The sequence below is a fragment of the Kangiella sp. HZ709 genome, from assembly GCF_009674675.1.
Classification (GTDB): Bacteria; Pseudomonadota; Gammaproteobacteria; order Enterobacterales; family Kangiellaceae; genus Kangiella.
On record NZ_WKJC01000001.1, the window covers coordinates 1,045,756 to 1,071,203 of the forward strand.

General features: G+C 39.7%; 31 protein-coding genes. 15 read left to right on the top strand and 16 right to left on the bottom strand.

Annotated features, from left to right (window positions below; genetic code table 11):
• The first annotated feature begins 10 nt into the window (after window positions 1-10).
• The 5 genes from GJS41_RS04700 to GJS41_RS04720 all read left to right on the top strand — a co-directional run bounded on the left by GJS41_RS04700 (window position 11) and on the right by GJS41_RS04720 (window position 3,466).
• Complete coding sequence (locus tag GJS41_RS04700; protein ID WP_154246159.1) at window positions 11-538, top strand: BON domain-containing protein; 528 nt, start codon at window positions 11-13, stop codon at window positions 536-538.
• A gap of 12 nt (window positions 539-550) precedes the next feature.
• Window positions 551-1,675, top strand: coding sequence for a helix-turn-helix domain-containing protein (locus GJS41_RS04705; protein ID WP_154246160.1), 1,125 nt, complete (start codon window positions 551-553; stop codon window positions 1,673-1,675).
• A gap of 122 nt (window positions 1,676-1,797) precedes the next feature.
• The gene (locus GJS41_RS04710; protein WP_154246161.1) at window positions 1,798-2,259 is read left to right on the top strand and encodes an ABA4-like family protein; all 462 of its coding nucleotides are present in this window, start codon (window positions 1,798-1,800) and stop codon (window positions 2,257-2,259) included.
• Entirely contained in the window at window positions 2,252-3,112 is an 861-nt protein-coding gene (locus GJS41_RS04715; protein WP_154246162.1) for a hypothetical protein, read from the top strand. The genes GJS41_RS04710 and GJS41_RS04715 overlap by 8 nt, the downstream gene beginning before the upstream one ends.
• An 81-nt stretch (window positions 3,113-3,193) precedes the next feature.
• Window positions 3,194-3,466 carry a hypothetical protein gene (locus GJS41_RS04720; RefSeq protein WP_154246163.1) on the top strand — a complete coding sequence of 91 codons (273 nt, stop codon included), beginning with the start codon at window positions 3,194-3,196 and terminating at the stop codon, window positions 3,464-3,466.
• A 49-nt stretch (window positions 3,467-3,515) separates the two neighbouring features.
• Here the strand turns inward: GJS41_RS04720 and GJS41_RS04725 are convergent, their stop codons facing one another.
• From GJS41_RS04725 to rplM, 8 genes are all read right to left on the bottom strand, one after another.
• Complete coding sequence (locus GJS41_RS04725; RefSeq protein ID WP_154246164.1) at window positions 3,516-3,917, bottom strand: ClpXP protease specificity-enhancing factor; 402 nt, start codon at window positions 3,915-3,917, stop codon at window positions 3,516-3,518.
• Between the two features lie 10 nt (window positions 3,918-3,927).
• Window positions 3,928-4,557 (bottom strand): stringent starvation protein SspA, encoded by a 630-nt coding sequence (sspA, locus tag GJS41_RS04730; protein ID WP_154246165.1) that lies wholly within the window; start codon window positions 4,555-4,557, stop codon window positions 3,928-3,930.
• A gap of 56 nt (window positions 4,558-4,613) precedes the next feature.
• Entirely contained in the window at window positions 4,614-5,465 is an 852-nt protein-coding gene (locus GJS41_RS04735; protein WP_154246166.1) for a cytochrome c1, read from the bottom strand.
• A complete protein-coding gene (locus GJS41_RS04740) occupies window positions 5,465-6,676 on the bottom strand; it encodes a cytochrome b N-terminal domain-containing protein (protein ID WP_154246167.1) in 1,212 nt (403 codons plus the stop codon). The genes GJS41_RS04735 and GJS41_RS04740 overlap by 1 nt, the downstream gene beginning before the upstream one ends.
• Entirely contained in the window at window positions 6,676-7,260 is a 585-nt protein-coding gene (petA, locus tag GJS41_RS04745; RefSeq protein WP_154246168.1) for a ubiquinol-cytochrome c reductase iron-sulfur subunit, read from the bottom strand. Before petA ends, GJS41_RS04740 begins: the two co-directional genes overlap by 1 nt.
• 305 nt (window positions 7,261-7,565) lie before the next feature.
• Window positions 7,566-8,024 carry a DUF4124 domain-containing protein gene (locus GJS41_RS04750; protein ID WP_154246169.1) on the bottom strand — a complete coding sequence of 153 codons (459 nt, stop codon included), beginning with the start codon at window positions 8,022-8,024 and terminating at the stop codon, window positions 7,566-7,568.
• Window positions 8,025-8,163: 139 nt separating this feature from the next.
• Window positions 8,164-8,553: a 30S ribosomal protein S9 gene (gene rpsI, locus GJS41_RS04755; RefSeq protein WP_154246170.1), complete on the bottom strand. Its 390-nt coding sequence runs from the start codon at window positions 8,551-8,553 to the stop codon at window positions 8,164-8,166.
• An 11-nt stretch (window positions 8,554-8,564) separates the two neighbouring features.
• Window positions 8,565-8,993 (bottom strand): 50S ribosomal protein L13, encoded by a 429-nt coding sequence (gene rplM, locus GJS41_RS04760; protein WP_154246171.1) that lies wholly within the window; start codon window positions 8,991-8,993, stop codon window positions 8,565-8,567.
• 324 nt (window positions 8,994-9,317) lie between these two features.
• Between rplM and GJS41_RS04765 the strand changes: the two genes are divergently transcribed.
• Complete coding sequence (locus GJS41_RS04765; protein ID WP_154246172.1) at window positions 9,318-9,650, top strand: HU family DNA-binding protein; 333 nt, start codon at window positions 9,318-9,320, stop codon at window positions 9,648-9,650.
• A gap of 44 nt (window positions 9,651-9,694) precedes the next feature.
• Here the strand turns inward: GJS41_RS04765 and GJS41_RS04770 are convergent, their stop codons facing one another.
• Window positions 9,695-10,138 (bottom strand): MarR family winged helix-turn-helix transcriptional regulator, encoded by a 444-nt coding sequence (locus GJS41_RS04770; RefSeq protein WP_195758341.1) that lies wholly within the window; start codon window positions 10,136-10,138, stop codon window positions 9,695-9,697.
• Between the two features lie 42 nt (window positions 10,139-10,180).
• On the opposite strand from GJS41_RS04770, the gene GJS41_RS04775 reads away from it, so the two are divergent.
• The gene (locus tag GJS41_RS04775; protein WP_154246174.1) at window positions 10,181-11,317 is read left to right on the top strand and encodes a prolyl oligopeptidase family serine peptidase; all 1,137 of its coding nucleotides are present in this window, start codon (window positions 10,181-10,183) and stop codon (window positions 11,315-11,317) included.
• Between the two features lie 34 nt (window positions 11,318-11,351).
• Here the strand turns inward: GJS41_RS04775 and zapE are convergent, their stop codons facing one another.
• From zapE to GJS41_RS04795, 4 genes are all read right to left on the bottom strand, one after another.
• Window positions 11,352-12,425 carry a cell division protein ZapE gene (gene zapE, locus GJS41_RS04780; protein ID WP_154246983.1) on the bottom strand — a complete coding sequence of 358 codons (1,074 nt, stop codon included), beginning with the start codon at window positions 12,423-12,425 and terminating at the stop codon, window positions 11,352-11,354.
• A gap of 17 nt (window positions 12,426-12,442) precedes the next feature.
• A complete protein-coding gene (locus GJS41_RS04785; protein ID WP_154246175.1) occupies window positions 12,443-13,069 on the bottom strand; it encodes an alpha/beta hydrolase in 627 nt (208 codons plus the stop codon).
• Window positions 13,070-13,150: 81 nt separating this feature from the next.
• Window positions 13,151-14,587, bottom strand: a complete 1,437-nt coding sequence (locus GJS41_RS04790) for an aldehyde dehydrogenase family protein (RefSeq protein ID WP_154246176.1) — start codon at window positions 14,585-14,587, stop codon at window positions 13,151-13,153.
• A gap of 43 nt (window positions 14,588-14,630) precedes the next feature.
• Window positions 14,631-16,280: an acetolactate synthase large subunit gene (locus GJS41_RS04795; protein ID WP_370515624.1), complete on the bottom strand. Its 1,650-nt coding sequence runs from the start codon at window positions 16,278-16,280 to the stop codon at window positions 14,631-14,633.
• A 240-nt stretch (window positions 16,281-16,520) separates the two neighbouring features.
• On the opposite strand from GJS41_RS04795, the gene GJS41_RS04800 reads away from it, so the two are divergent.
• Both GJS41_RS04800 and GJS41_RS04805 read left to right on the top strand, forming a co-directional pair.
• Entirely contained in the window at window positions 16,521-17,066 is a 546-nt protein-coding gene (locus GJS41_RS04800; protein ID WP_195758342.1) for a ZapG family protein, read from the top strand.
• Window positions 17,067-17,093: 27 nt separating this feature from the next.
• Window positions 17,094-18,263: a S1C family serine protease gene (locus GJS41_RS04805; protein WP_227551248.1), complete on the top strand. Its 1,170-nt coding sequence runs from the start codon at window positions 17,094-17,096 to the stop codon at window positions 18,261-18,263.
• Here GJS41_RS04805 and GJS41_RS04810 read toward each other — a convergent pair.
• Genes GJS41_RS04810 through GJS41_RS04820 form a run of 3 tightly spaced genes read right to left on the bottom strand, consistent with a single transcriptional unit; the run spans window position 18,260 to window position 20,290 of the window.
• Entirely contained in the window at window positions 18,260-18,745 is a 486-nt protein-coding gene (locus tag GJS41_RS04810) for a hypothetical protein (RefSeq protein ID WP_154246178.1), read from the bottom strand. The genes GJS41_RS04805 and GJS41_RS04810 overlap by 4 nt on opposite strands.
• Window positions 18,746-18,749: 4 nt before the next feature.
• Complete coding sequence (murA, locus tag GJS41_RS04815) at window positions 18,750-20,009, bottom strand: UDP-N-acetylglucosamine 1-carboxyvinyltransferase (RefSeq protein WP_370515626.1); 1,260 nt, start codon at window positions 20,007-20,009, stop codon at window positions 18,750-18,752.
• A 35-nt stretch (window positions 20,010-20,044) separates the two neighbouring features.
• Window positions 20,045-20,290, bottom strand: coding sequence for a BolA family protein (locus GJS41_RS04820; RefSeq protein ID WP_154246179.1), 246 nt, complete (start codon window positions 20,288-20,290; stop codon window positions 20,045-20,047).
• Window positions 20,291-20,655: 365 nt separating this feature from the next.
• Here GJS41_RS04820 and GJS41_RS04825 point away from each other — a divergent pair, with 365 nt between their 5' ends.
• From GJS41_RS04825 to lptB, 6 genes are all read left to right on the top strand, one after another.
• Window positions 20,656-21,639 (top strand): calcium/sodium antiporter, encoded by a 984-nt coding sequence (locus GJS41_RS04825; protein ID WP_154246180.1) that lies wholly within the window; start codon window positions 20,656-20,658, stop codon window positions 21,637-21,639.
• Window positions 21,640-21,705: 66 nt separating this feature from the next.
• Entirely contained in the window at window positions 21,706-22,683 is a 978-nt protein-coding gene (locus GJS41_RS04830) for a KpsF/GutQ family sugar-phosphate isomerase (protein WP_154246181.1), read from the top strand.
• Window positions 22,684-22,693: 10 nt separating this feature from the next.
• Window positions 22,694-23,266, top strand: a complete 573-nt coding sequence (gene kdsC / locus GJS41_RS04835; protein ID WP_154246182.1) for a 3-deoxy-manno-octulosonate-8-phosphatase KdsC — start codon at window positions 22,694-22,696, stop codon at window positions 23,264-23,266.
• A 2-nt stretch (window positions 23,267-23,268) separates the two neighbouring features.
• Window positions 23,269-23,823: an LPS export ABC transporter periplasmic protein LptC gene (gene lptC / locus GJS41_RS04840; RefSeq protein WP_154246183.1), complete on the top strand. Its 555-nt coding sequence runs from the start codon at window positions 23,269-23,271 to the stop codon at window positions 23,821-23,823.
• Window positions 23,820-24,569 (top strand): LptA/OstA family protein, encoded by a 750-nt coding sequence (locus tag GJS41_RS04845; protein ID WP_154246184.1) that lies wholly within the window; start codon window positions 23,820-23,822, stop codon window positions 24,567-24,569. The genes lptC and GJS41_RS04845 overlap by 4 nt, the downstream gene beginning before the upstream one ends.
• A gap of 1 nt (window position 24,570) precedes the next feature.
• Window positions 24,571-25,296: an LPS export ABC transporter ATP-binding protein gene (gene lptB / locus GJS41_RS04850; RefSeq protein ID WP_154246185.1), complete on the top strand. Its 726-nt coding sequence runs from the start codon at window positions 24,571-24,573 to the stop codon at window positions 25,294-25,296.
• Window positions 25,297-25,448: the final 152 nt, after the last annotated feature.

Consider the following 25,448-nt stretch of genomic DNA (forward strand, 5'->3'; position numbering starts at 1 on the left):
CGGAATTATCATGCTCTCAACTCAATTACTTAGAAATGTATTTATCTATTTACTAACGATATTTGTTTTAGCGGGTTGCACCACTTTTGGTACTATCTTTGAAGACAATAGTATCGAATCTCGTGTTTATAGCTTACTGAAAGATCTCGAAGCAGAAAATCAGCCTGCCAAGATCGAGGTTGATAGCCATAACCTATATGTTTTAATTTACGGCCAAGTGCCTAATGAATCAGTTAAAACCCAAGTTAGTCAGATCATCACAGGCGTGCCAGAAATTCGCAAGGTTTTTAATGAACTTAGAGTAGGCAGCCCCGATGATGTTAGTGGTTTTGGCGATACTTGGATATCAACTAAGGTACGCTCAAGCTTGACTGCTGAGAAAGGACTAGATTCAAAGCGAATTACCGTGCGCACAGAAAATAAAGAAGTATTCTTAATGGGCTTAGTCACTAGAGCTGAAGGAGATAAAGCTGCTTTAGTTGCGCGAAATATTAGCGGTGTAAATAAGGTCGTAAAGATATTTGAGTACATTGATTAAGCTTTCTCTTTAATGCTGAGCTTTACTCAACATATAATCATAATAGGCGCTGTTCAAGGAATACTACTATTCGTATTATTAAACCTTGATAGTAGAGCAACCACAGCTAATCGACTTTTAGGAGTATTCTGCTTACTGCTGGCTTTATACTTTTTATCTCCCTTTATAGCGCTTAATGCCGAACTCAATGCTTTTTCTGGATTATTAGGTTGGGGCTTTTTCTTACCGGCTTCTTTTGGTGCTCTTAACTTTTTGTACTATCGCCATGCTGTTACCAATACGAAGCTCAGCTGGAAAGATTTATGGCATTTAACCCCTGTTCTAATTTGCTATTTATTAAACTTACATTGGTTAACCGAATCCACCGAATATCGACTTAACCTATTGCAAACCTTTGATCCAGTACCTACTGGATTTAAAACCAGTATATTAATCTTTTATTTTCAAGCCTTTGCATATAACGGATTTAGTGCATGGCTTATCTTTCGATATCAAAATAAAGCGCAAAACACTTTAGCCAATTTTAATCCTGATATATTTAGATGGCTTTGGGCTTTTTTAACCATAACACTTATCATTTGGAGCTTTAAAATTATCGCTGATTTTACCAGCTTAAAGTACCTATCTCGATGGGCAGATATTTTGATCGTAGTGTTCATCTATAGCGTAGCAATTGCCCAGTGGCGAAACCCTAAGTTATTTAGAGTTGAGCAATTACAAAGTAAACCTACTAGTAGCGACAGTCATGATCTCTATACAAGCACACACAAATCTTCGCCTGGCTCTTTAGATGAAGGCACCAGAGAAGTCTTATTAAAAAGTACCAAAGAGTTTATGCAACAGGACAAGCCCTTTTTAGATAGTCAATTAACTTTAAGTAGTTTAGCTGAATCTATTGGTTTAAGTACCCATCACTTATCAGAAGTATTAAATCAACAAGAAGGAAAGAACTTCTACCAATTCGTCAACCAATACCGAGTAAGTTACTTAATAGAACAGCTTAAAAAAGATAAAAAAGCCAAAATACTGGATCTGGCTTTAGCTTCAGGTTTTTCTTCCAAAAGCACTTTTAACGCAGTTTTCAAGCAATTTACCGATCAAACTCCTAGTCAATTCCGCAAAAGCCTCACTTGTTAGTCTAAAAAAGTACGAATCGACCCATTCGTACGTCTAAATAGCTCGGTTAAGACGATCGCCACCTTTTTTTTTGCTGAAATAGATTCAAATCCAACGTCAGACGTTTTTTGAGGTTTTGAATCATGACAAACAACTATTTATTAGCAGAATTTACAGCAAATCAAATTTTTGCATTCTGCAGTCAATTAGCAATGCTTGGCTGGCTGATTTTAATATTATTGCCCAGAGGTCTAAAGCTTATTAACTTTATTCCTCTGTACTTAATCCCTTTTACAATTTCTAGCATTTATAGCGTCCTAATCTTTAAAACTTTTTTTACTGTTGATGGAGGATTCAGCTCATTAACAGATGTTCGGCTCCTGTTTCAAAACGATGGAGCCCTGCTCGCAGGTTGGGTTCATTATCTTGCTTTTGACCTTTTTATAGGAGGATGGATAGCCAAAAAATGCGATGAGTTGAAAATATCACGAATCATTCAAACGCCAATCTTAATCGCTACCTTTATGTTAGGCCCGATAGGTCTAGCACTATTTTTGATGATTCGAAGCACTACAAGATTAGTAGAGGAGCCACAGAATGCTTAATATTAACCAAAACCAGCAACAAAAATACAAAACGCTATCAACATTTTTGTTATCTCCGAAATTTGCCGCAGACAAAGTCACAGGTTTGTTTATTTCTTGCACTTTGTTTCTGTTAGCATTTCTAGCACTTCTTTTACTTGTTAATGCTTTTGACAGTCGTCTAATTGATGGCATGCCTGTATGGCATAAGCCCATTCGCTTTGGCTTGTCATTTGTTTTGCATTTTATAACCTTAACCTACCTAGCTCAGCTGGTTGACGAAAAATATAGAACCAAGTATAGATTCTCATTTTTTGCTGTTGCAGCTGCAATCTCTTTATGGCTCGAGTTTTTATATATTACAATTCAAGCTGCTAGGGGAAGACGCTCACATTTTAATTTTGAAACCGATATAGAAAACTATCTCTATATGGCTATGGGTGTAGGGGCATTATTTTTAGTATTAGTGGCTTTTGTTCTAGGCATAATGATTTGGAAGTATGGAAAAAAAGACCAATCTGGACTTCGCCTAGGTTCAATTGCAGGCCTTACCATTGGTTCGGTACTGACTTTAGTTTTCGCTGGATATATGTCTGTAGACATCCCTTACATAACGAATAGATTGAACCATACTCCTAATGTAGTGCCTTATTTGGGTTGGTCAAGAATCAGCGGTGATTATAAACCTGCCCATTTTATTGCGACCCATATGATGCAATTATTGCCATTGATTGGAATCTGGGCTGATAGGTCAAAGTTAAAATCATATATCTCGCCAAGAAAAATAGTCATGCTCGGTATTATTATTCTTACCCTCCTATCGATATTTGCCTTTATATTAGCAAAATTGGATATCCCTATATTCCCGGTATGATAAGAATGCTGACTTTTAAAGAAGCTATTATATTGCTATTCTGTCTATGAATTATAACCAATAACATTTATGGAAAAATCAATGAAACTTATTAAATACCTTATAATAACAGTTGCTACTTTACCGTTAGCAGCAATGGCTTCTAATATAAAATTAATTAATGATACCGGTAGCAAGCAAAGTATTCATACTGGCTCAGGTTTTGTTACTTTAAATAAAGGCAGTAGCACTTCTTTTAGTTGTAAGAAAGGTAAAGAAGTTCGAAAAGCAAAGAGCGGCTCAAAAAAAGAAGTTATTTTTAAAATCCAATCGAAGCACTGCGGTAAAACAGTTAAATTATCAGACGTGATGTAAGCAACAAGTAGTCATACAAAAAAGCCAGCAATTGCTGGCTTTTTAATAGTTATTTAACAACTCTTAAGCTCGGCTTACCCTTGCTAGGTTTTGGTGGTTCATCGTCAGGGTTGTCTGAACTCTCACCTTCGTACATTTCAGGCGAGAACATAATGCCTTTGTCATTTTCACGCGTATAAATCGCTAAGATGGAATTTAATGGCACATAAATATTCAATGAAGAACCAGAGAACCTCGCTTTGAAACTAATCGCGTCATGATCCATATGATAATCACCTACCGCACTTGGTGATATATTCAAAACAATCTTGCCTTCGTTAGCAAACTGTTGAGGAATATCCACTTGCGGATGGCTGGCATCCACTAGAATTTGAGGAGTCCAGTCGTTATCAAGCATCCACTCATAGTAAGCAATAAGCAAATAAGGCTGTAATGGCGTTAGGTTAGCCATAATCCTTAGCTCAAAGCCCCATTCTAAGTTCTTGCTCTTCTTCCGTTAAGCTGACTTTGAACGACTCACGCTCAAAAATACGATCCATGTAGTCGTGAATAGCTTTAGAACCTTTACCAGAAATTTCTAAACCCAATTGTTCTGCACGCCATAACAGCGGAGCTATCACACAATCAACTAAAGAAAATTCTTCACTCATAAAATAATCACTAGCACCAAAAACTGGTGATAACGCCATGATACTTTCTTGCAGCTGCTTACGCGCTTTTTTCGCTTTAGCTTCTGTACCATTGTTAATGATTTCAAATTGGGTGTACCACTCTTTTTGAATACGGTGAATCATTAAACGGCTACGCCCTCTTGTTACGGGATAAACCGGCATCAGAGGCGGATGGGGGAAGCGCTCATCTAAATATTCCATGATGATATTAGCTTCATACAATACTAAATCACGATCAATTAAAGTTGGAACTGAACCGTAAGGGTTTAAATCGCGTAAATCTTCAGGGATATTATCGCCTGCAACTTCTACCACTTCAAAATTAACACCTTTCTCTGCCAGCACAATACGCACTTGATGGCTATAAGCATCATTGCCTGAGAATAAAGTCATTACTGAACGTTTGGCTACAACTGCCATAGATGTTCTCCTAAATAAAAAGGCTTAGCACTTTAAAGTGCTAAGCCTACGAACTTTTAATGAATGTCTTTCCAGAATTCTTTCTTCAGGAAATACGCAGGGACTAGCAATAATAATAAGAATAAAATTGCCCAAATACCCATGCTTTGACTTTGAAGCTTGACTGGATTAGCGGTATAAGCCATGAAAGCTACCAGATCACGCATTTCTTCTTTGTACTCTTCGGCTGTTAATTCACCTTCTTGAGTCTGTACAAAGATTCCACCTTCAGCTGAAAGTTGTGCTTTGGCCTCTTCAGCTTCTGCTAAGCTCGCATTTGCTTCAGACTTTTCTGCATCCGTAGCATTAGCATCAGCAATAACATTTTTTGCCGCTTTAATCGCAGACTCTGCTGCAACCCACTCTTCAGTTAATACTTGCTCGCCTTGTAAATCAGCAAGAATATGCGGCATACCTACATCTGGGAAAACTGTATTATTCATGCCATAAGGACGTGAAGGATCGGCATAAAAAGACGTTAAGTAGTTATAGAGCCAGTCTTCACCACGTACACGAGCAGCTAAACTTAAGTCTAAAGGATCGACACCAAACACTTTCTTTGCATAGCTTTTAGTCATGCTTTTCTTGATAGGGTCGCCAAATTTTTGATCACCCACAACCAAGTTAGCCATAACCTGTTCTTCAGTAAGACCTAAATCTTGTGCGATACGCGAGTAGCGCACATATTCCATCGAGTGACAGCCTGCGCAATAGTTCAAATAAAGTTTGGCACCATTTTGCAGAGACTCTTGATTGGCTAAATTAACATTAGCTTTTTCATTTGGGTAAGTCGTGCCGCCGCCTGCCGAGAAAGCAACTGGAGCAGCTAGCGATAATGCAGTAATAGCAGTAATAATTAGCTTTTTCATTAGTGTGTCACCCTCTCTGGCACTGGCTTAGTCTTCTCGAACCTTGGCAATAATGGCAAGATCACTAAGAAGAACAAGAAGTAATAGAATGTCGCTATTTGGCCTAACAATGTTTTAACTGGTGTTGGGCTTTGAACGCCTAACCATCCCAATAAAATAAAGCAGATTACAAACAAGGCTAATGCTAATTTGTAAGAAGTGCCGCGATAACGGATGGACTTCACTTTTTGTCTGTCTAACCAAGGTAACAAGAATAAAACAACAATCGCCGCTGCCATTGCTAGGAACCCTAGGAATGGATCAGGAATGGCACGTAGTACCGTGTAGAACGGTGTGAAGTACCATACAGGAGCAATAACATCTGGTGTCTTTAACGGATTCGCCGGCTCAAAGTTAGGGCGCTCTAAGAAGTAACCGCCTAAATCTGGTGCGAAGAATACAATCGCTAAGAAGATGATTAAGAACACTACCACACCCACAATATCTTTAACTGTGTAGTATGGGTGGAAAGGAATACCATCTAAAGGAATACCATTTTCATCTTTATGTTCTTTAATCTCAACGCCATCTGGGTTGTTAGAACCTACTTTATGTAAAGCAACAATGTGTAAGAAAACCATCGCTACTAAAGCTAACGGAACTGCCACTACGTGCAATGCAAAGAAGCGATTCAAAGTTGCTAAAGATAAAGTAAAGTCGCCACGAATCCATTCAACTAAGTCTTCGCCAACCACTGGGATAGTACCAAACAGGTTAACAATAACCTGCGCACCCCAGAAGGACATTTGTCCCCAGGGTAATAAATAGCCCATGAATGCTTCAGCCATTAATAAAACAAAGATGATCATGCCGAAGATCCAGACTAACTCGCGTGGCTTCTTAAATGAACCGTACATAACACCACGGAACATATGTAAGTAAACCACTACGAAGAATGCTGAAGCGCCAGTTGAGTGTAAGTAACGTATCAACCAACCCATTTCAACATCACGCATGATGTATTCAACCGATGCAAAAGGCTCGCTTGGACTGTAGAACATGGTTAACCAAATACCTGTTAACAACTGGTTAACTAATACTAATAACGCTAATGAACCAAAAAAGTACCAAAAGTTAAAGTTTTTTGGCGCGTAATATTCTGCTAAATGCTCATTCCAAACCTTAGTTGCTGGAAAACGTGCATCAAACCATTCAAACATGCTTTTAAACATTAGCTTTCTCCTCCAACCAAAATCGTTTTATTGATAGTATCAATGGTATACGGAGGAATTTCTAAGTTAGCATTCGCCGGTACCGATTTATAAACACGTCCAGCCAAATCAAATTTAGAGCCATGGCAAGCACAGAAGAAGCCACCTAACCAAGTTGCATCGACAGAACCTGCATCGGCAAATAGTTTCGGTGAACACCCTAAGTGAGTACATAAACCAATTGCAACAAAAATTTCTGGCTCAATCGAACGGTATTCATTCTGGCAATTTTCTGGTTGTTGCTTTTCGTTTGTAGAGTCCGGATCAGCAACTAATTCGTTAGAAGCCGTAACTGCTTTTAACATGGCTGGATCTCGGCGCATTACCCAAACTGGTTTGCCGCGCCATTCGATAGTAATCTGCTGGCCATTTTCTAGTTTACTGTAATCAGTCTCAACTGGAGCGCCGGCAGCTTTTGCCTTCTCGCTTGGCTTCCAAGATTTGACGAAAGGCACAGCCGCGAAAACTGCTCCAACAGCACCAACACCTGCGGTGGCGCCGATCAGCAAATTCCTGCGTCCTTTATTAACGCCTTCATTACTCATTAGGTATATCTCCCCACTTCAAAAAGGAGTATTTATCTCATATCAAAACAAAGTTGAAACTACGATAAACACTTGAAAAATAAGATAAAGCTGGCAGATAAGTTAAGGTTAAACAATAACCTTATAAATCTTATGTTTATTACTGCCATACAGGCTGGGCATCATACTGGAATTATAAGAAATACACAATCTGGTCTGACCAATCTCATGCCGATCACAGATCTAAAAAATATTACAACGACCAAGAGTAACCAATAATAGAGTTCTAGTTGCAATTTTGGGCTCAAGCGATTATTTAGATATTATTACTTCTTCCACTTAATGATTTGAATATCGACATATTTATTAAAATCATTAACAGCCACTTCGGCATAAGAATAACCGGGAAATGGCTTATACTTGCAAATTAAGTTTCCTTTTACCACCTTACTGCATGTCTTGTTTTCTTGCGGCTTTGAGTAAAACTCAGCCACTTGCTTAAAAGGCTTTCTGACAATGTAAAACTTCCAGTTAGCATAAGAATCACTCTCAGTATTTTTCCACTTAGCACCTGGCATGACTGGAATTATGTAACTAGCGTTAGTTCCAGCTGGTTGCTGATCAAAATCTTTCAGTTCTTCCTTTGCACCTTTTTTACAGGGCTTATCTTGAAAAGCGATCTTGCCATTCGACGACGTACACTTATACATTTTAGCTTGAGCTGGCTCAGTAAAAAGAATGAAGATTAAGCAGAAAACTAAAACCGGGAAGTTTAATTTAAGCATGAGCTATTTTTCGTAAATTATTTTCTCCAAAAGTATAAAGTAAATGATAGTAATCACAATACAAACAAAAACGCCTGCATAATGCAGGCGTTTTGTAGAACTCTTGAATTCTCGCTCTCGACAGAGAGCTGGCGTAAAATTAACGCTTAGAGAATTGAGGTTTCTTACGTGCTTTGTGTAAGCCAACTTTCTTACGCTCAACAGCACGAGCATCACGAGTAACGTAACCCGCTTTACGAAGTGCCGGACGTAATTCGCCGTCATACTCCATTAAAGCACGAGTAATACCGTGACGAATTGCACCAGCTTGGCCAGTACCACCGCCGCCAGCTACAGTTACGTATACGTCGAACTTTTCTAAAGTTTCTGTTAACTCTAAAGGTTGACGAACGACCATGCGTGACGTTTCACGACCAAAATATTGGTCTAAAGATTTTTGGTTTACTGTAATAGAACCACTGCCTGGACGTAAGAATACGCGAGCAGTAGAGCTTTTACGACGACCAGTTCCGTAATATTGTTCAGCCATAGTCTTCTACCTTATATTTCCAAAGCGATTGGTTGTTGAGCAGCGTGACCGTGCTCAGAACCCGCATATACTTTTAGTTTACGGAACATAGCGCGTCCAAGAGGATTTCTTGGCAACATGCCTTTAACCGCTTTCTCGATGATCATCTCAGGCTTACGTGCTTGTAAGTCATTAAAGTTGATCTCTTTGATACCGCCAGGGTAACCAGTATGACGGTAATAGATTTTATCTTCCGCTTTTTTACCAGTAACCGTAACTTTCTCAGCGTTAATGATGATGATGTAATCACCAGTATCAACGTGAGGCGTGTATTCCGCTTTATGCTTGCCTTTTAAACGACGAGCAACTTCAGTCGCTAAACGACCTAAAGTTTTGCCTTCTGCATCAACCACGAACCAGTCGCGTTTTACAGTTTCAGGCTTTGCACTAAATGTTTTCATCTTTCCGAGCTCCAAAAGCCGTTTGCACTCTATAGTAGGGTTCGTAAGAGCTGTGATTTCGACACACGAAAGCCTTACGCCACCTAAAAATTCAGAGCGCGAATTGTACAGAAACACCACCCCATGCACAAGAGGTAATGCCAGATAATTAAATATTTTTCGTTGTCCTAGAGATATTTGCGAATTTTAGCCTTAATTCACAACAAAAGACTTTATTTAACGGGCTTTTAGCGCTATAAAAAGCGCTGGGGGAGTCAATTTTGCATTACTCGCCAAGACGAAAGCAATTTTAACAGTCATTTAACATGAGGCAAAGGAAAAATAATGGCAGACCGTAAAATAACTGCAGTAAAAGACAAATTCACAAAAACACAAATCCTTAACGAAATCGCAGAACAAACAGGATTGACCAAGAAAGACGTGGGTGCGGTAATCGACGAATTAGGCGTAGTTATAGAGCGTCACGTTAAAAAGCGTTCTTGTGGCGAATTCACATTACCTGGCTTATTGAAAATTAGCACCGTTAAAAAGCCAGCGAAAAAGGCTCGTAAAGGTATCAACCCTTTCACAGGCGAAGAAACGATGTTCAAAGCTAAGCCTGCTTCAATCGCGGTAAAAATCCGCCCATTGAAGAAATTAAAAGATATGGTTGGCTAAGTTTTAGTACGTGAAACAAAAAAGCCGGCAGTAGCCGGCTTTTTTTACAAGCTTTCAAACCCAGCTATCGATTCGGTTAGTTGTTTTAATGTGTTATCAGCTAGCTCCATTTCTTTCTTATCTAATGTTTTGACCAAAGGCGTCACCGCATCTAAAAAATCTTCATTCATCTGACGAAAAGTATCCGCACCTCTATTTGTTGCCTTGATTAAATAAGATCTTTTATGTTGTTCATTGTGAACTTTCTCTACTAAACCATCTGCAACAAGGCTGTTCACAAATTTTTGAATGTATTGCCTAGAAACCCCTCTCTCTTTGGCTAAATCTGGCACAGTCAGTGGCTGATTTATAATTGATTTTAAAATGTTCCATACAGGTACCTCACCTGACATCGCATCTAGCTGATTTCCAAGCCCAAGAATTCTGTAATGACAAAAAATTACAGTTCTAATTAAATCTAATAATTTCTGCTCTTTACTAATAGCCATAATAAAACACTTTACATTTGACAACTTAGTTGTCATCATAGCATGAAATCCATAACCAATACCATTGTTATGTTTCTTAAAATTAGCAATAAAACTTTCATCAAAGTCTTTGTGTATTTTTTAGGCTTCTCATTGTTATACGCATGTTCAACACAGCCCGATCGACAAGAAACCGTTGGCAGGATTTTTAAAAACTATAAAGATGTTTCCCGACAGAACTGGCTAACTGAAGGCGATAGACCTATAAATACCATTGTCTGGTATCCCGCGGATAATGCATTTTCAGAAGAAGTTTGGGACATTGGCGTTTTTACTGCAGGCTGGTCAGCGCCGAATGCTCCCATCAAAAAAGGACTGGATAAGCGACCATTAATTATTCTTTCGCACGGTACGGGGGGCGCAGCTGCACAATTATCCTGGCTCGCCGAAGCGCTGGTAAATCATGGGTTTATTGTAGCTGCCATCAATCATCATGGGAATACAGCGGCAGAAGAGCGCTATTCTGAAAAAGGGTTTGCTTTATGGTGGGAGCGCTCTAAAGATATTAGCGTAGCTATTGATAAACTTCTACAGGATGAACTATTTTCAAGATTTATTGACCCTGAGCGCATTGGTGCGGCGGGCTTTTCTTTAGGCTCCTATGCCGTGCTAACAGCTGTTGGCGCAGAAACAAGCTTGAGCCAATTTAAGAATTACTGTTCTCAACACAAATCTGAAATTGAATGTGCGCTACCGCCTGAAATTAAACAGTTGAATGTTAATTTTGAAGAGCTTATTAAAACTCAAAATGCAGCATCAGAGCCATACCAAAATAAAGCTGGAATGATCCTGCACAAAGATACTAGGATTAAAAGTGCCTACCTTTTAGCACCAGTCCATACTCCTGCGCTGGTGAAACCAAGTTTAAAAAGCATTAACATACCAGTAGCTATCGCTGTAGGTAATAGCGATGCACAATCTAGATTAACCACCAATGCCAATATTCTTAAAGAACAGATCACTAACAGTAGATTAGAGATATTAGATAAAGTTGGCCACTATACTTTTTTAGCGCCCTGTGGTTTCAAAGGTAAAATGACGCTTGCAGAACTATGTTCTGATCATTCAGACATTGAAAGAAAAGAGATACACAAAAAAGTATCAGAGGATGCGGCTAATTTTTTTAAAAACTCTTTATAGCTACTTTCTAAACAGTATTTGAAGAATAAGAACATTAAGCCAAATGCTCTTTAGCTAAATAATCTTTGGATTGCATTTCTTGTAGTCGACTGATGGTTCTTTCGAATTCAAAGGCTAGACCCGTACCAATATATAGTTCTTCAATAGCAACTTCTGCTGAGATTATTAGTTTTACGTGTCGTTCGTAGAATTCATCTACTAGCGCTATAAAGCGTCTAGCGGCATCATTAATAGAGTTATCCATTCGCGGGACTTGGCTGATGAAAACGGTGTTATAGCTTCTAGATAACTCAATGTAGTCGGCCGCTGAACGGGGACCTCCACAGATGGCCTCAAAGGTAAACCAAACTAGGTTTTCCGATAAGCGAACAGTATCAATTAAACGTCCTTCCACCTTTAACTTACAATGCTCTTCGCCTTGCTCGCCCGATAATTGCAAAAAATATTCCTGCATATTTTTATCTGCGTGCGCATCTAACGGATAATGATAAATCTCAGCTTGCTCTAAAGTGCGCATTCGATAATCAGTACCACCATCTACATTCATCACCTGACAATGCTTTTCGATTAAAGCTATCGCTGGCAAAAACCTGTCACGCTGCAACCCATTCCAGTACAACTTTTCAGGAGGTATGTTAGAAGTGGCGACTAAAACCACACCTCTCTCAAATAGTGCTTCAAATAACCCCCCTAAGATCATGGCGTCGGTTATGTCCTTAACAAAGAATTCGTCAAAACAAATCAGTTTTGCTCGCTCAGATAATTGATCGGCAATTTTAGTTAAAGGATTTTTCTCACCAGCCAGTTTTTTTAATTCGGCATGAACTTCATGGATAAAGCGATGAAAATGCAGTCGAATCTTTTTATCCGTGGGCACGCAGTTGAAGAAAGTATCCATCAAATAGGTTTTACCTCGCCCCACTCCGCCCCACATATAAAGACCTTTGACCGATTTAGAGGTGCCAAATAACTTGCTAAAAAAGCCCGTGCCTTTTTGAGCATTTAATTCAAGAAAGACACGATTTAAAGCTTCGACCGCCTGTTGCTGGGCTTCATCTTTACTAAAGCCGTTGACTAGATCTTGTTGGTATTTTTCTATTGGACTCATATTTGTAGGAGGTTGCATTAAAGATTTGACTCCAACGATTGCTCTAGCTCTTCTCGCAAATCCACCAAGCGACTATGAAAAAAATGACCTGCGCCTTCCATTTTGATTAATTTAGGTTGTGGTTCTAAATCATCAACCCAATCGAATACCGCTTGCGGCTCAACCACTTCATCAGCATCACCCATTACCACCAACCAATCACAATCAGGGATAACAAAGTTTTCAAAGCTGAATCGATTTACTGGAGGAGCGATGCTTATTAACTGAGTGGGTAATTGCTTATGCGCTTGCAATGCCGCTATCCAAGAGCCAAAACTAAAACCTGCTAACCATAATTTCCTATTAGGATATTGTATCTTGGCATACTCTATGGCTTTAATGAGATCTTGTTGTTCGCCACGCCCTTGATCGTAAGCACCTTCAGAATGACCCACACCACGAAAGTTAAAGCGTAAGGATGGCATTCCTAATCCCGCAAGAGTTCGCGAAACGGTATAAATGACTTTGTTAGTCATAGCGCCGCCATGCTGCGGATGCGGGTGGCAACAAACCGCGACATAATCACCGCTATCCTTTTCGGGCAAATCCCAAACCGCTTCGAGCTCGCCAGCCATGCCTTCAATTAAAATATGATTTTTATTCATGAAATTATTGTGTTCATAAAAAAACTCAAGATAGCGCTATTTTCGCACAATCTTGAGTTTTTGCTAAGTGCTTGCTTACTTTTAAATACTCGGTGATTTGATTACCATCATTTTATCTACTTGCATATCTTCTATGGTATGCGGAATTCCGCCAATACCATAACCAGAATCTTTCAGGCCAGCAAAAGGCATTCCATCAATTCTAAAAGCCGTATGATCATTCACCATAATCGCTGCTGCATTAATATGTTTACGTACATAAAAAGCATTATCTATATTTGAGGTCCAAACTGCTGCTTGGAAGGATACCTCTAGACTATTGGCAAGCTCAACCGCCTTACTCATTTCATCCACTTCGTAAATGCAAATCACTGGGCCGAAAACTTCTTGCTGACTGACTTTAGAATCCAATGAAGGATTGAGTAAAATGGTTGGTTGATAGCAAGTATCAGAAATTTTATTACCGCCCGTGACCAGCTTCGCACCAGTAGCAACAGCTTCTGTTACCCACTCATGAATACGGTCGCACTCTTGCGGCTTGATTAAAGGTCCTACTTCTGTTTTATCACTTAAAGGATCGCCAACGACTAAACTTTCAGCCAAAGTTTTTAAGCCCGCAACAAATTTTTCTGAATAATCTTTTTGCAGGTACACTCTTTGCACCGACACACATACTTGTCCGGCGTGATAAAAGCCACCTTTACCAAGTAGCGTAATTGCTTCTGCATAATTTGCATCAGGGTAAACGATTGCTGGAGCTACGCCACCATGCTCAAGGGCACAACGTGTACCGCTTGAAAGTTTCGAGCGCAGCATCCAACCAATTTTTGCACTGCCGATAAAGCTAAAAAAGCTAACACGCGGATCGGTCACTAACTTAGTAGCGGTAGTGCTTTTATCGCTAATAAAAACCTGACACCATTCTTTGGGCAAACCGGCTTCAATTAAAATATCACGAACTGCTATACAAGATAGCGGAGTGTCACTGGCTGGCTTAACAATGACCGGGCAGCCAGCTGCAATAGCGGCAATTACTTGATGAATAATCAAATTAAAAGGATGATTAAAGGCGCTAACGGCAACTACAACACCAATGGGCTCTTTTAATGTAAACGCAGCTCGATTAGCACTATATTTATCACCACCCATGGGAATGACTTCACCATGCTCATTACGGATAGCTTCTATTGCTAGCTTACAACCGTCAATGGCGCGGTTAATTTCTACCTGTGAATCTAGGTAAGGTTTACCGCCTTCGCTAGCGGCTAACTTGGTTAGAGCTTCCACTCTTTGACTAATAATTTCAGCGGTTTTTTCTAGGACCACCACTCTTTCGTGGACACTCATCCAGTTGGCTTTATCCAAATACAGTTTCTCAGCACTCGATAATGCGTCTTCTAAATGTTGCTCGCCAACGGTTGCAACTTCCGCAATTTTTGAACGATCGAAAGGATTAAAAACTTCTAAATCGCCCGCTTTTGGGATCCTAGAATTTATTTTGACATCATGAATAATCATCTTTGCTTCCTAAATTTATGTTCAGCTTTAGCCTTTGTAATTATTATATGGGACAAACAATCTTACCTAGTTTTTCAGTAAGCTTCGGATTTTCAGAGTAATCGATTGGGATCACCAATAAACGTGGACCTTCTTTTGCTAAAGCTTTTTCGAGTGTTGAGGCAAAATCAACCGAGTTTTTAACAAAGTAACCATCCCAACCAAATGCTTGCGCCAACTGTAACCAATCTGGGTTGCCAAATGCTAACTGAGTATGCCTACCGAATTCCGTATCTTGTTTCCACTCAATAAGTCCATAACCACTATCTTCCCAAACAATCACCAAAATATTGCTGTTCATTCGCTTAGCCGTTTCCATTTCCTGCACATTCATCATGAAACCACCATCACCGCAAATCGCAACAATATTTCTATCAGGATAAACCATACTGGCGCCAATCGCGCCAGGCAATGCAAAGCCCATCGAACAAAAACCATTCGGAATTAAACAAGTATTGGGCTCATTACAGTGATAGTGGCGCGCTATCCACATCTTATGCGCGCCTACATCAGATAATAAGATATCTTGAGGGTTAAGCGCTTTACGGAGATCCCATAAGCATTTCTGCGGCTTAATCAAACCTTCGGTATCATCATCTTTATATTCAGCTAATTCAGCCTGCATATCACGACGCACTGCCTGCTGTTGACTGAAGTCAAAATCATACTCTAGCGATTTCATTTCTTCAGTTAACATATCAAGTGCGTTGGCCAGATCGCCGATCACTTCTATCTGAGGATTGTAATGCTCATCAATTTCTGCAGGCAAAAAATCAATATGAATAATATTTTTATCCGCATTCTCATTCCATAAATGGGGATGATATTCCACCATGTCATAACCTAGCATGATAATCAGATCGGAGGCATCAAGGGCACAAGCTGTTAAATCTTTTGCGCCCAAACCAATAGTATAAAGGCAATGCTCTGAATCCATATCCACGGCACCTTTACCCATAAAGGTACTGATAACGCCGATCCCCGTTAACTCACATAACTCACGCAAACTGGCGCTTGCTCTTTCTCTGATACAACCATTACCAGCGACAATGATCGGCCTTTTAGCTTGTGCAATGCGTTGGGCAACTTGCTGCACGATATTTTTCTCAGGCACCGAGCGGCGAAAACGTACTGGCTTTATTGGCGTTTTCTCAGTCTGCATAGCAGCAATATTTTCTGGTAGCTCAATCAGAACCGCTCCGGGCTTTTCTGTGCGAGCTAAACGCACCGCTTTGCGAGTAATTTCTGGAATATTGTCTTGATGAGAAATGCTCACCGCCCATTTAGTCACGGGTTTGAACATATCTACAACATTCATCGCTTGATGAGACTCTTTATGTAAACGTGTAGTAGCGCCTTGGCCAGTCAAAACCAACATAGGCGCTCGATCCATATTGGAATCCGCCACACCAGTGATCAAGTTAGTAGCTCCGGGACCTAAAGTACCCAAGCAGCCGGCGGGATTACCCGTAAGGCGACCATAAGCTTCAGCCATAAAAGCAGCACCTTGTTCATGACGAGTCAGAATAAATTGAATACTGTCAGAGTTTTCCAAAGACATCATAAAGTCAGCATTTTCTTCACCAGGAACACCGAAAATGTACTCTATTCCTTCTTCTTCTAAACACTTTACTAATAAATCAGATGCTTGCACTTGGCTTCCCTCTTCATTTTGAATTCATTATGGCCATTGTAGACAGGAATATTCATTAATTGCCATTGAATTTATCTATAATTGTGATTTAAAAAACCCACTTAGTATCAAGTGGCACTAAAACCTTATTGTGATAATTGTTTACACATTTTTAATGAAAATATGTGTATCATTATCTCAAAGGACATTAGACTTATATTACTCTTAAATATTACTGCGTCGTATAAAAACGAGGAAAAAATGACAACCGCTTTAGTTACCCTTGGAATATTTCTAGCTTTGATTGCAGGATTTTTTGCCGGTCGTTGGCATGGTATGTCCGAGCGCTCAAAGCAGCTTTCGGAAGAATTAGAAAAAAAAGATGAAGAACTTGAGTCTCTAAAATCAGGTGTTGATGAGCACTTTGCAGAAACAGCTCGCCGCTTTACTAATCTGACAGAAGAATACAAAGAGCTCTATAAACACCTAGCTAAAGGCGCTACCGAACTTAGTAATCAAAGTTTTAAAATAGCGTTGTCGGCGCCAAGTGAGCAACTCATCGATCATGAAAAAGTTGCTGATGCTGAAGAAGATTCAAAAGGTGAAGAAGATACTGACAAACAAGCTCAACAGCCTGTCGATTATGTTAAAGATGATGCCGTTGAAGACGAGGATTCTGAGTCAGTGAGTTCTATAAAAGAGCCCTCTGAGCAAGAAAGTTCAGCAGTCAACGAAGCAGAGCAAGAAAAGGTAGAGATAGCAGGTTCTGAAAATGAAGTGAGCACTGAACCAAACCCAAAATCATAAGTCTGACTGAAAACAAAAAATATTATCATGATGAAATTTTTAACCAGTTTAACTTTTATTGCTAAATACATTCTTATCGGTTTAGGCTTTGCTGCATTGTTGATATTACTAATGCCGAATCGATTTGGCTTTTCATTTAATCAACAACAGACTGTGATACCCATTAAGCCCGACAATACCTCTGAAATGCTAGCAACTGCCAAAGCTGCTGTGGTTACTTTGCAAGTTCAATCTAAAGCCTACCCGATTAATTCGCGTCAGTGTTTTGAAAGTGTTCAGAGTTTTAACAACCAGCAGAATGCTTGCCGTTTCTTTAACAATGGCTCTGGTGTTATTATTGATGAACATGGCCACTTAGTGACTAGTGCCCATGTGGTGACTTTCTCTTCTCGCGGACAAGTATTTGATCAGGCTGAAACTTTATTAGTGGAATTTTCTAATGGTCTGAAAACCACCGCTGAAATCGTTGGGCTGGATTTAGAGTCCGATATCGCTTTACTCAAAGTCGCATCTGATAAAACACCATTTTTACCTTTAAGCTCAAAGGATTTGCAGGTAGGCGATCCAATTTACGCCATAGGCACTCCTTATATGGGCTTTCATCAAACCATTACCAGCGGTATCGTAAGCGCAAAATTCTTTGCAAAGGTATCCAACTATCTGCAAATAGATGCGCCATTAAGAACAGGTAATTCGGGTGGCGCTTTAATCAATGCTAAAGGCGAATTGGTTGGGATTACTCAACTTAGCACTCAAGAAGGCTCTGAAGAAAAACTATTGCAAAGCTTTGCGATTGCTTCTTCTGACGTAGCAGTGATCGTGGCTCAGCTCCAAACTAATGGTGAAGTGGCTCGAGGCTGGTTGGGGCTCAATGGCGAAATGAGTTTGAATCTAGAATCGATTGTCCAAGAAAATCAGCTGAGCAACGAACAAACTAATAAGTTAAAAGATGAAATATCGAAATTGCCTTTCAGCCAAGGTATCGTAGTGACTGGAATCAACCGAGGTGGACCTGCCGATGAAGCTGGTTTGCAAGTTTTAGATATCGTTACAGAAGTGAATGGTAAACCTTTATATAGCACCAGCGATTTACTGGGCGCAATTTGGAATAAAAAGCCCGATGATAAAGTCAAAGTTACTTATTGGCGAGATGGAAATAAGTTGCAATCAGAAGTGGTTTTGGGCATTAAAAACTAATTTTGTGTAGGAAAGTGATAACGATGTTCAAATTTAAAAATAACCTTATTATCAACCTTGCACTCAGTTTTTGACCTAAGTATCTGTTCCTCACTATCTGCTAAAGAAAAGATAAAGTATTGTGGGTTATAAAAGCTTCCTTCCTTCTTCTCTAAAGTAAATGAGTAGCTTCCTTTATCATCGTAACCAAGAACTTCATTTGGATTTCCGTGATTTATTCTGGTCGAAGTAACATAGTCACAAAATATTTCTTCACCTTTATTGCTCTTATAATCAAATTGAAAACCATGCCAAGTACATGGTTTCTCTTTGCCATCATATACACACTTACTCTGACCAGTTATGTAAATATCTTTTGTTTCGTGACAAATCCATCCAAAAGTTTCATTATCTGTACAAGCGTAGCCAGACTTAAAATTAGATATTTCTAGCGCCTCACTGTTAGGTGTTAATAACAAAAATAGTAGTAGTAACTTTTTCATCCACTCACCCAACCCTGCGGATACTTGCACCAATATTTTGTAGTTTTTCTTCGATGGTTTCGTAGCCACGATCGATATGATAAATACGATCCACCAATGTTTCACCATCAGCAACTAAACCCGAGATCACTAAGCTAGCTGATGCTCGAAGATCGGTTGCCATAACCTGCGCACCCGAGAGTTTGTCGACACCACGACAAATAGCCGTATTACCTTCAATGGTAATATCCGCTCCCATACGCTGCATTTCTAACACGTGCATAAAGCGATTTTCAAAAATCGTTTCTGTAATAGTACTGGTGCCTTCGGCTACTGCATTTAGTGCACAAAACTGTGCTTGCATATCCGTTGGGAAAGCTGGGTAAGGTGCCGTTTTAATGTTTACTGCTTTTGGACGTTGCCCTTTCATATCAAGCTCAATCCAATCATCACCAGTAGTCACTTCCGCCCCCGCTTCGCGCAATTTCACTAAGACTGCATCTAGAATAGTAGGATCGGTATTCTTACATAAGATACGACCACGAGTAATAGCGGCAGCAATCAAATAAGTTCCGGTTTCTATTCGATCGGGTTGCACATCATGGTGACCACCATGCATTTTCTCAACACCTTCTACGGTAATCACTGAAGTGCCGGCGCCAGAAATCTTTGCGCCCATCGTATTTAAACAATTCGCTAAATCCACAACCTCTGGTTCACGGGCAGCATTTTCAATAATCGTAGTACCTTCTGCCAGTGAGGCCGCCATGATTAAATTTTCGGTAGCGCCAACACTAACCATATCCATTACGATGGTTGTGCCTTGTAAACGGCCATCAACTCGAGCTTGAATATAACCATGATCCATATTGATTTTAGCACCCATGGCCTCGAGTCCTTTTAGATGTAAATCAACCGGTCTAGAACCAATGGCACAACCGCCTGGCAAAGACACATCCGCTTTACCAAAGCGAGCAACTAAAGGTCCAAGGCATAAAATAGAGGCACGCATGGTTTTCACCAATTCATAAGGCGCTTCATAACTATGGACATCACCAGTCTCCATTTCCACCATGTTTTTCTCACCGATGGTCAGTTGTACGCCCAAGCGGCTTAATAATTCCAAACTGGTTGTTACATCATTCAAATGGGGTAAATTACCAATGGAAACATGGCCATCACATAACAATGTGCCCATCAAAATTGGTAAGGCTGCATTTTTTGCGCCAGAAATTTTAACCGAGCCATCTAATGGTCCGGCATCTTGAATTAGTAATTTATCCACTCGAATTGTTCCTCAAATACTTTTTGGCAGGTGGTTTATTGAAAGTGCTTTACTTTTTGCCATTCTTCATCGGTGTAAGCTTTAATTGTTAAAGCATGAATGGCTCCACTCGCAATATGCTCATTAACCGTAGCGTAAACCATTTGTTGGCGTTTTACAGAGCGTAAGCCAACAAAAGCTTCACTCACTAAAGTTACTGCAAAATGACTACCATCACCTTCAACTTTCATGTGTTCACAATCAATCGCATCAGAGATTAATTGTTCAATTGTTTCTATCATAATTCACCTTTGATTGGATTAACGCCAGAATATCCTTTAAAAATATCACTATTCTTAGAGAAAATGACCAATCTATTATCAAGTCTGTCAAAATCTGGCGAGATTTTACCTTAATTTACTCCTAGAAACAGCTATATTCTCGAAACACAGATAAGATGACAGGCTTTATAAGAATCAGTTACAATAGGCGGCTTGGCTAAATGCAGTAAAGGCAATGCTTTGAAACAAATTTGAGCTTGCTTTAATTTCCTGCCTGTTATGTCATTAAGATAGAGCTTAACCATGGACCGAAGTCCATAACAAGAATATTGGCCGTTAATATCAATAACATTAAAACCGCAGTCAGAAATTAAACTAGGAATTCCATGTTAGAGTATCTAGCTTACCTATTGGTAGGTATTAGCTTATTAGTTTGGAGCGCAGACCGTTTTACCGACGGTGCAGCTGCCATCGCACAAAACTTTGGCGTATCTCGCTTAATTGTAGGCTTAACCATTGTCGCCATTGGTTCATCTTCTCCCGAGATTTTCGTTTCATTAATGGACTCTATTAAATCTTGTGAGCCAGGCGAATTAAACTGTGGCCCTAAATTAGCCATTGGTAATGCTATTGGCTCGAACATTGCTAATGTTGCCATGGTTTTAGGTATTACCGCTATTGTCCGACCACTATTAGTCGACTCAAGCACTCTTCGCCGTGAAATTCCGATACTCTTTGGTGTCACCATAATGGCATTAGTATTCCTTTGGAATTTAAAACTAAGCCATTTAGAAGGTGCCATTTTATTAACGTCTTTACTCATATACTTTATATGGCTGGTTCGTTTGGGGCTTAAGTCTCGAGTAAAAGATGATCCCATGTTAGAAGAAATTGTTGAAGAACTACCCGATCGCATGGGCAACGGCAAGGCTATATTTTATCTAGTAATTGGTCTTGTTTTGTTAGTTTTCAGCTCAAATATCTTGATTAAAGGTGCTTCAGGTATTGCGTTACATTTTGGCGTATCGGAAACTGTGATTGGTTTAACCATCGTAGCATTAGGCACTAGTTTACCAGAGCTTGCAGCTTCTATCGCAGGCGTCTTAAAAGAAGAGTACGAAATTGCTATCGGCAATGTTATCGGCTCCAATATTTTCAACCTTCTAGCAGTGCTCGGGATTCCGGCCTTAATCGCTGCACCAAGCATTGAAGAAAAGATTATCACCTTTGATTACCCGGTAATGTTTTGCTTAACAGTTGCCATGGCAGTCATGGCCTATGGCTTCAAAGGCCCCGGTAAAATCACTAGGCTTGAAGGAATCATTTTATTAGGCGTCTTTATCGGTTATTATGCGGTAAGATTCTTTTAAAATCAGATAATTAAGTCTCTGCTAAACTGTAACTATTGACAGTAATTAGTGGTGATAATTAAACATATGAACCCTACTAAGCATTCATTTATAGAAAGCGCGAAAACTGTTTTTGCTATTGAGCAAAATGCGATTCAAGAGTTAGCAGACACTCTTGGGGATGACTTTATTCGCGCATGTCAGAGTATTTTGGGTTGCCATGGCAAGGTTGTGGTCATTGGTATGGGCAAATCAGGCCATATTGGTAATAAGATGGCCGCCACACTAGCTAGTACAGGTACTCCAGCATTTTTTGTCCACCCTGCCGAAGCTAGTCATGGCGATTTAGGCATGATCAGTGAGCAAGATATTGTAATTGCCCTATCCAATTCTGGCGAAACTCATGAAGTGACCAGTTTATTACCAGTGATTAAGCGTCGCAGTATTCCTCTGATATCAATTACTGGCAACCCTAATTCACAATTAGCCAAAGCAAGCCAGGTTCACCTTACCGTAGCGGTAAAACAAGAAGCTTGTCCACATAATTTAGCTCCTACCGCCTCAACTACGTCGGTATTAGTATTGGCCGATGCTATCGCTGTCAGTCTGCTAGAAGCGCGTGGTTTTACCGCTGATGATTTCGCACTTTCTCACCCTGGCGGCAGCTTAGGCAAAAAGCTGTTATTAGCCGTTGACGATTTAATGCATGCTGGCGATGATTTTCCATCGGTTTCAGAAGCAGTTTCTGTAAAAGAAGCTTTACTTGAGATGACTAACAAGCGCTTGGGAATGACCGCCATTGTCAATGCTGACAAGCAGCTCTTAGGTATTTTTACAGATGGCGATTTGCGTCGAGCTTTAGAAAGCGAAACCAATATTTTAGCTAAGTCCATTGGTGAATTAATGACTAAAAACTGCAAGACTGTCACCACCGGAGCTCTGGCTTCTGAGGCAGTTCAAATAATGCAATCGAACAGCATTAATGCTTTGGTCATTTTAAATGAACAAAATGAACCTATTGGCGCTCTAAACATGCATGACCTGCTAAAAGCTGGTGTTGTCTAACAAAACCATTATGACAAAATTAAATCCTCAACTAGATAACTTATCAGAAGACTTACTCGAGAAGGCGAGCAAAATTCGTTTGCTCATTTGTGATGTCGATGGCGTTTTAAGTAATGGTCAAGTGATCATTGGTAACTCTGGTGAAGAACTTAAGACCTTCAATATCAAAGATGGCTTTGGGATTAAAGCCTTACAAAAAGTTGGTATTGCGACAGCAATTATCACCGGCCGTAATTCAAAAATTGTAGAAAAGCGTTGCCAAGAGCTTTCCATTCAAGACTATTATCAAGGACATTTAGATAAAACATCTGCTTTTGCAGAGCTTTGTAAAAAATACCAAATAACTGAACAGCAAGTTTGTCATGTTGGTGATGATTTACCGGATCTCCCTTTAATCCAAACAGCAGGTTTGGGCATTGCCGTTTCAGATGCCCATTGGTTTGTCCAGAAACATGCGGATTGGATAACTTCGCAAAAGGGAGGATTTGGTGCCGTAAGAGAGGTTTCAGATTTAATTTTGCATAGCCAACATTTATTAGAAGGTCATTTGGCTAGTTATTTACAGGCTGATTTAAAAGGTTAAATATGAACTTTTTAAAAGGCCGCGCCATTTTATGGCTACTCATTCCAATAACGGTTATCGTTGCTTTTTTATGGGATAAAACCGAAGTTGCCGCGCCCAATTTTATACAAGAAAAGACTAACCCTGATTACTTCCTTATCAATACCGAGTCTTATGATTTTAATGGTGAAGGGTTACCAGAAAGACGGTTTACTAGCGCTAAAACTTTGCATTATATATTTAAGCAAGAAACGGCAATGGAAAATCCAGTTTTAACCATCATCAATAGCAACAATGAACAATGGAAAGTAACCGCAAATAGAGCAACCAATAAAGAACTAAGCGAAGAGCTGCTACTAACCAATGGCGTAAGTATTCTGATTAATGATGCCGGTGGTGCTAGCGCTGAGCTAACGACAGACAATTTATTGATAGATCTAGCATCCGAAAATGCTTCCACAGAAAGTGCTATTTTATTAAAAAGTAATTTATATCAGCTAACAGCCATAGGTATGGATGCAGACCTAAAAGAGAATGTTATTCACTTTAAATCTAAGGTAGTATCAGAAGAACTATGAGACACTCTATAATTTCAATTTTAGCTTTTACTGCTGTAGCCTTATCTTCTTCTGGATTTGTAAATGCTGCTGAATTAGAAAAAGCAAAAATTAAAGCCAAGCAATCTTTTATCGATAGGAATGAATTTATCTATCAAGGTAATGTTAGTTATCAGCATGGCCAACTAACCATCTCTGCAGATAAACTGATTAGAGTTAATAATAATAGGAAAAAAGTCAGCGTCATTGGTAATCCGGTTACGGTAACTTTTATTGATGTTCGCGGAGAAACCACAAATATCCAATCTCCTGAAATATTGTACTGGGAAGACTCGGGAGAGATCATCGCTTCAGGTTCTGCTAATGATGCCATTAAGATTGTGCAGACTTCAAAACAAGATACGCTCACATTAACGGGAAATAAACTCAAAGCAAACCGAAAAACATCCGGTGGTTTTAGCTTCACGCTTACGGGTAGTCCAACATTTTTCAAATTACAACGCCCTCAACAACCTTTAATTGAAGCCCGCGCTGCCAGCTTAAGTTCTAACGGTAAAGTACGCCAAACTGAACTCAGAGGTAACGTTCAATTACGCCAAGGAGACTCACTAATGGCGGCAGCTTCGATGACTTATGATGGGGAGACCGAATTGATTTCTGCTCAACAAAGTGAAGACGGCAGTCAAAGAGTAGAGACGGAGTTCTTTTGGCAAAAAGATACTGAAAATCAAGACTCAGATAACAAAGATAAAAAAGAGCAACCGTAATATGAGTATTTTGTACGCCAAATCGCTAGCCAAAAGTTATAAAAGCCGCAAAGTGGTTGAGAGTGTTAGCTTACAAGTTGAACAAGGTTCCGTAGTTGGATTACTAGGTCCCAATGGAGCAGGGAAAACTACCTCATTCTATATGATTGTAGGACTAGTCCCCTCTGATGATGGAAAAATATTGTTGGATGACACCGATTTAACTTCGGTAGCCATGCACAATAGAGCAAAAATGGGTATCGGATATTTGCCGCAAGAAGCTTCTATTTTCAGAAAACTGACGGTGCAAGATAACATTATGGCAATTCTGCAGCTACGCAAAGAGCTTTCAGCTCAAGAGCGTGAAGAAAAGCTTGAACAACTCCTTAAGGAATTTCATATTGAACATATTCGTCGCAGCCTTGGCATGAGCTTATCCGGAGGAGAAAGGCGCCGCGTTGAAATTGCTAGAGCGCTTGCAAACGACCCTAAGTTTATTTTGCTAGACGAACCTTTTGCTGGTGTTGATCCGATATCAGTAATTGACATTAAAGGCATCATCGAGCAACTTAAAGAGCGTGGTCTTGGAGTCTTAATCACCGACCATAATGTTCGTGAAACTCTTGATGTTTGTGAACATGCCTACATTGTGGATTCAGGGAATATTATCGCCGAAGGAACGCCTGATGAAATCCTGAATAATAAATTGGTTAGGAAACGTTATTTAGGCGAACACTTCACCATGTAGTTCGATCTTTCCCTGATTCTATTTTCTTTAGACAAGTTGTTGAATTTACAAATTTTAACCCCATCACTTTAATAAGCACTTGCAAGCTATTATTCTTAGGAGTAACTTGTAAGTTAACGGATGTAAAACGGATCAAAGAATCATAAGATATT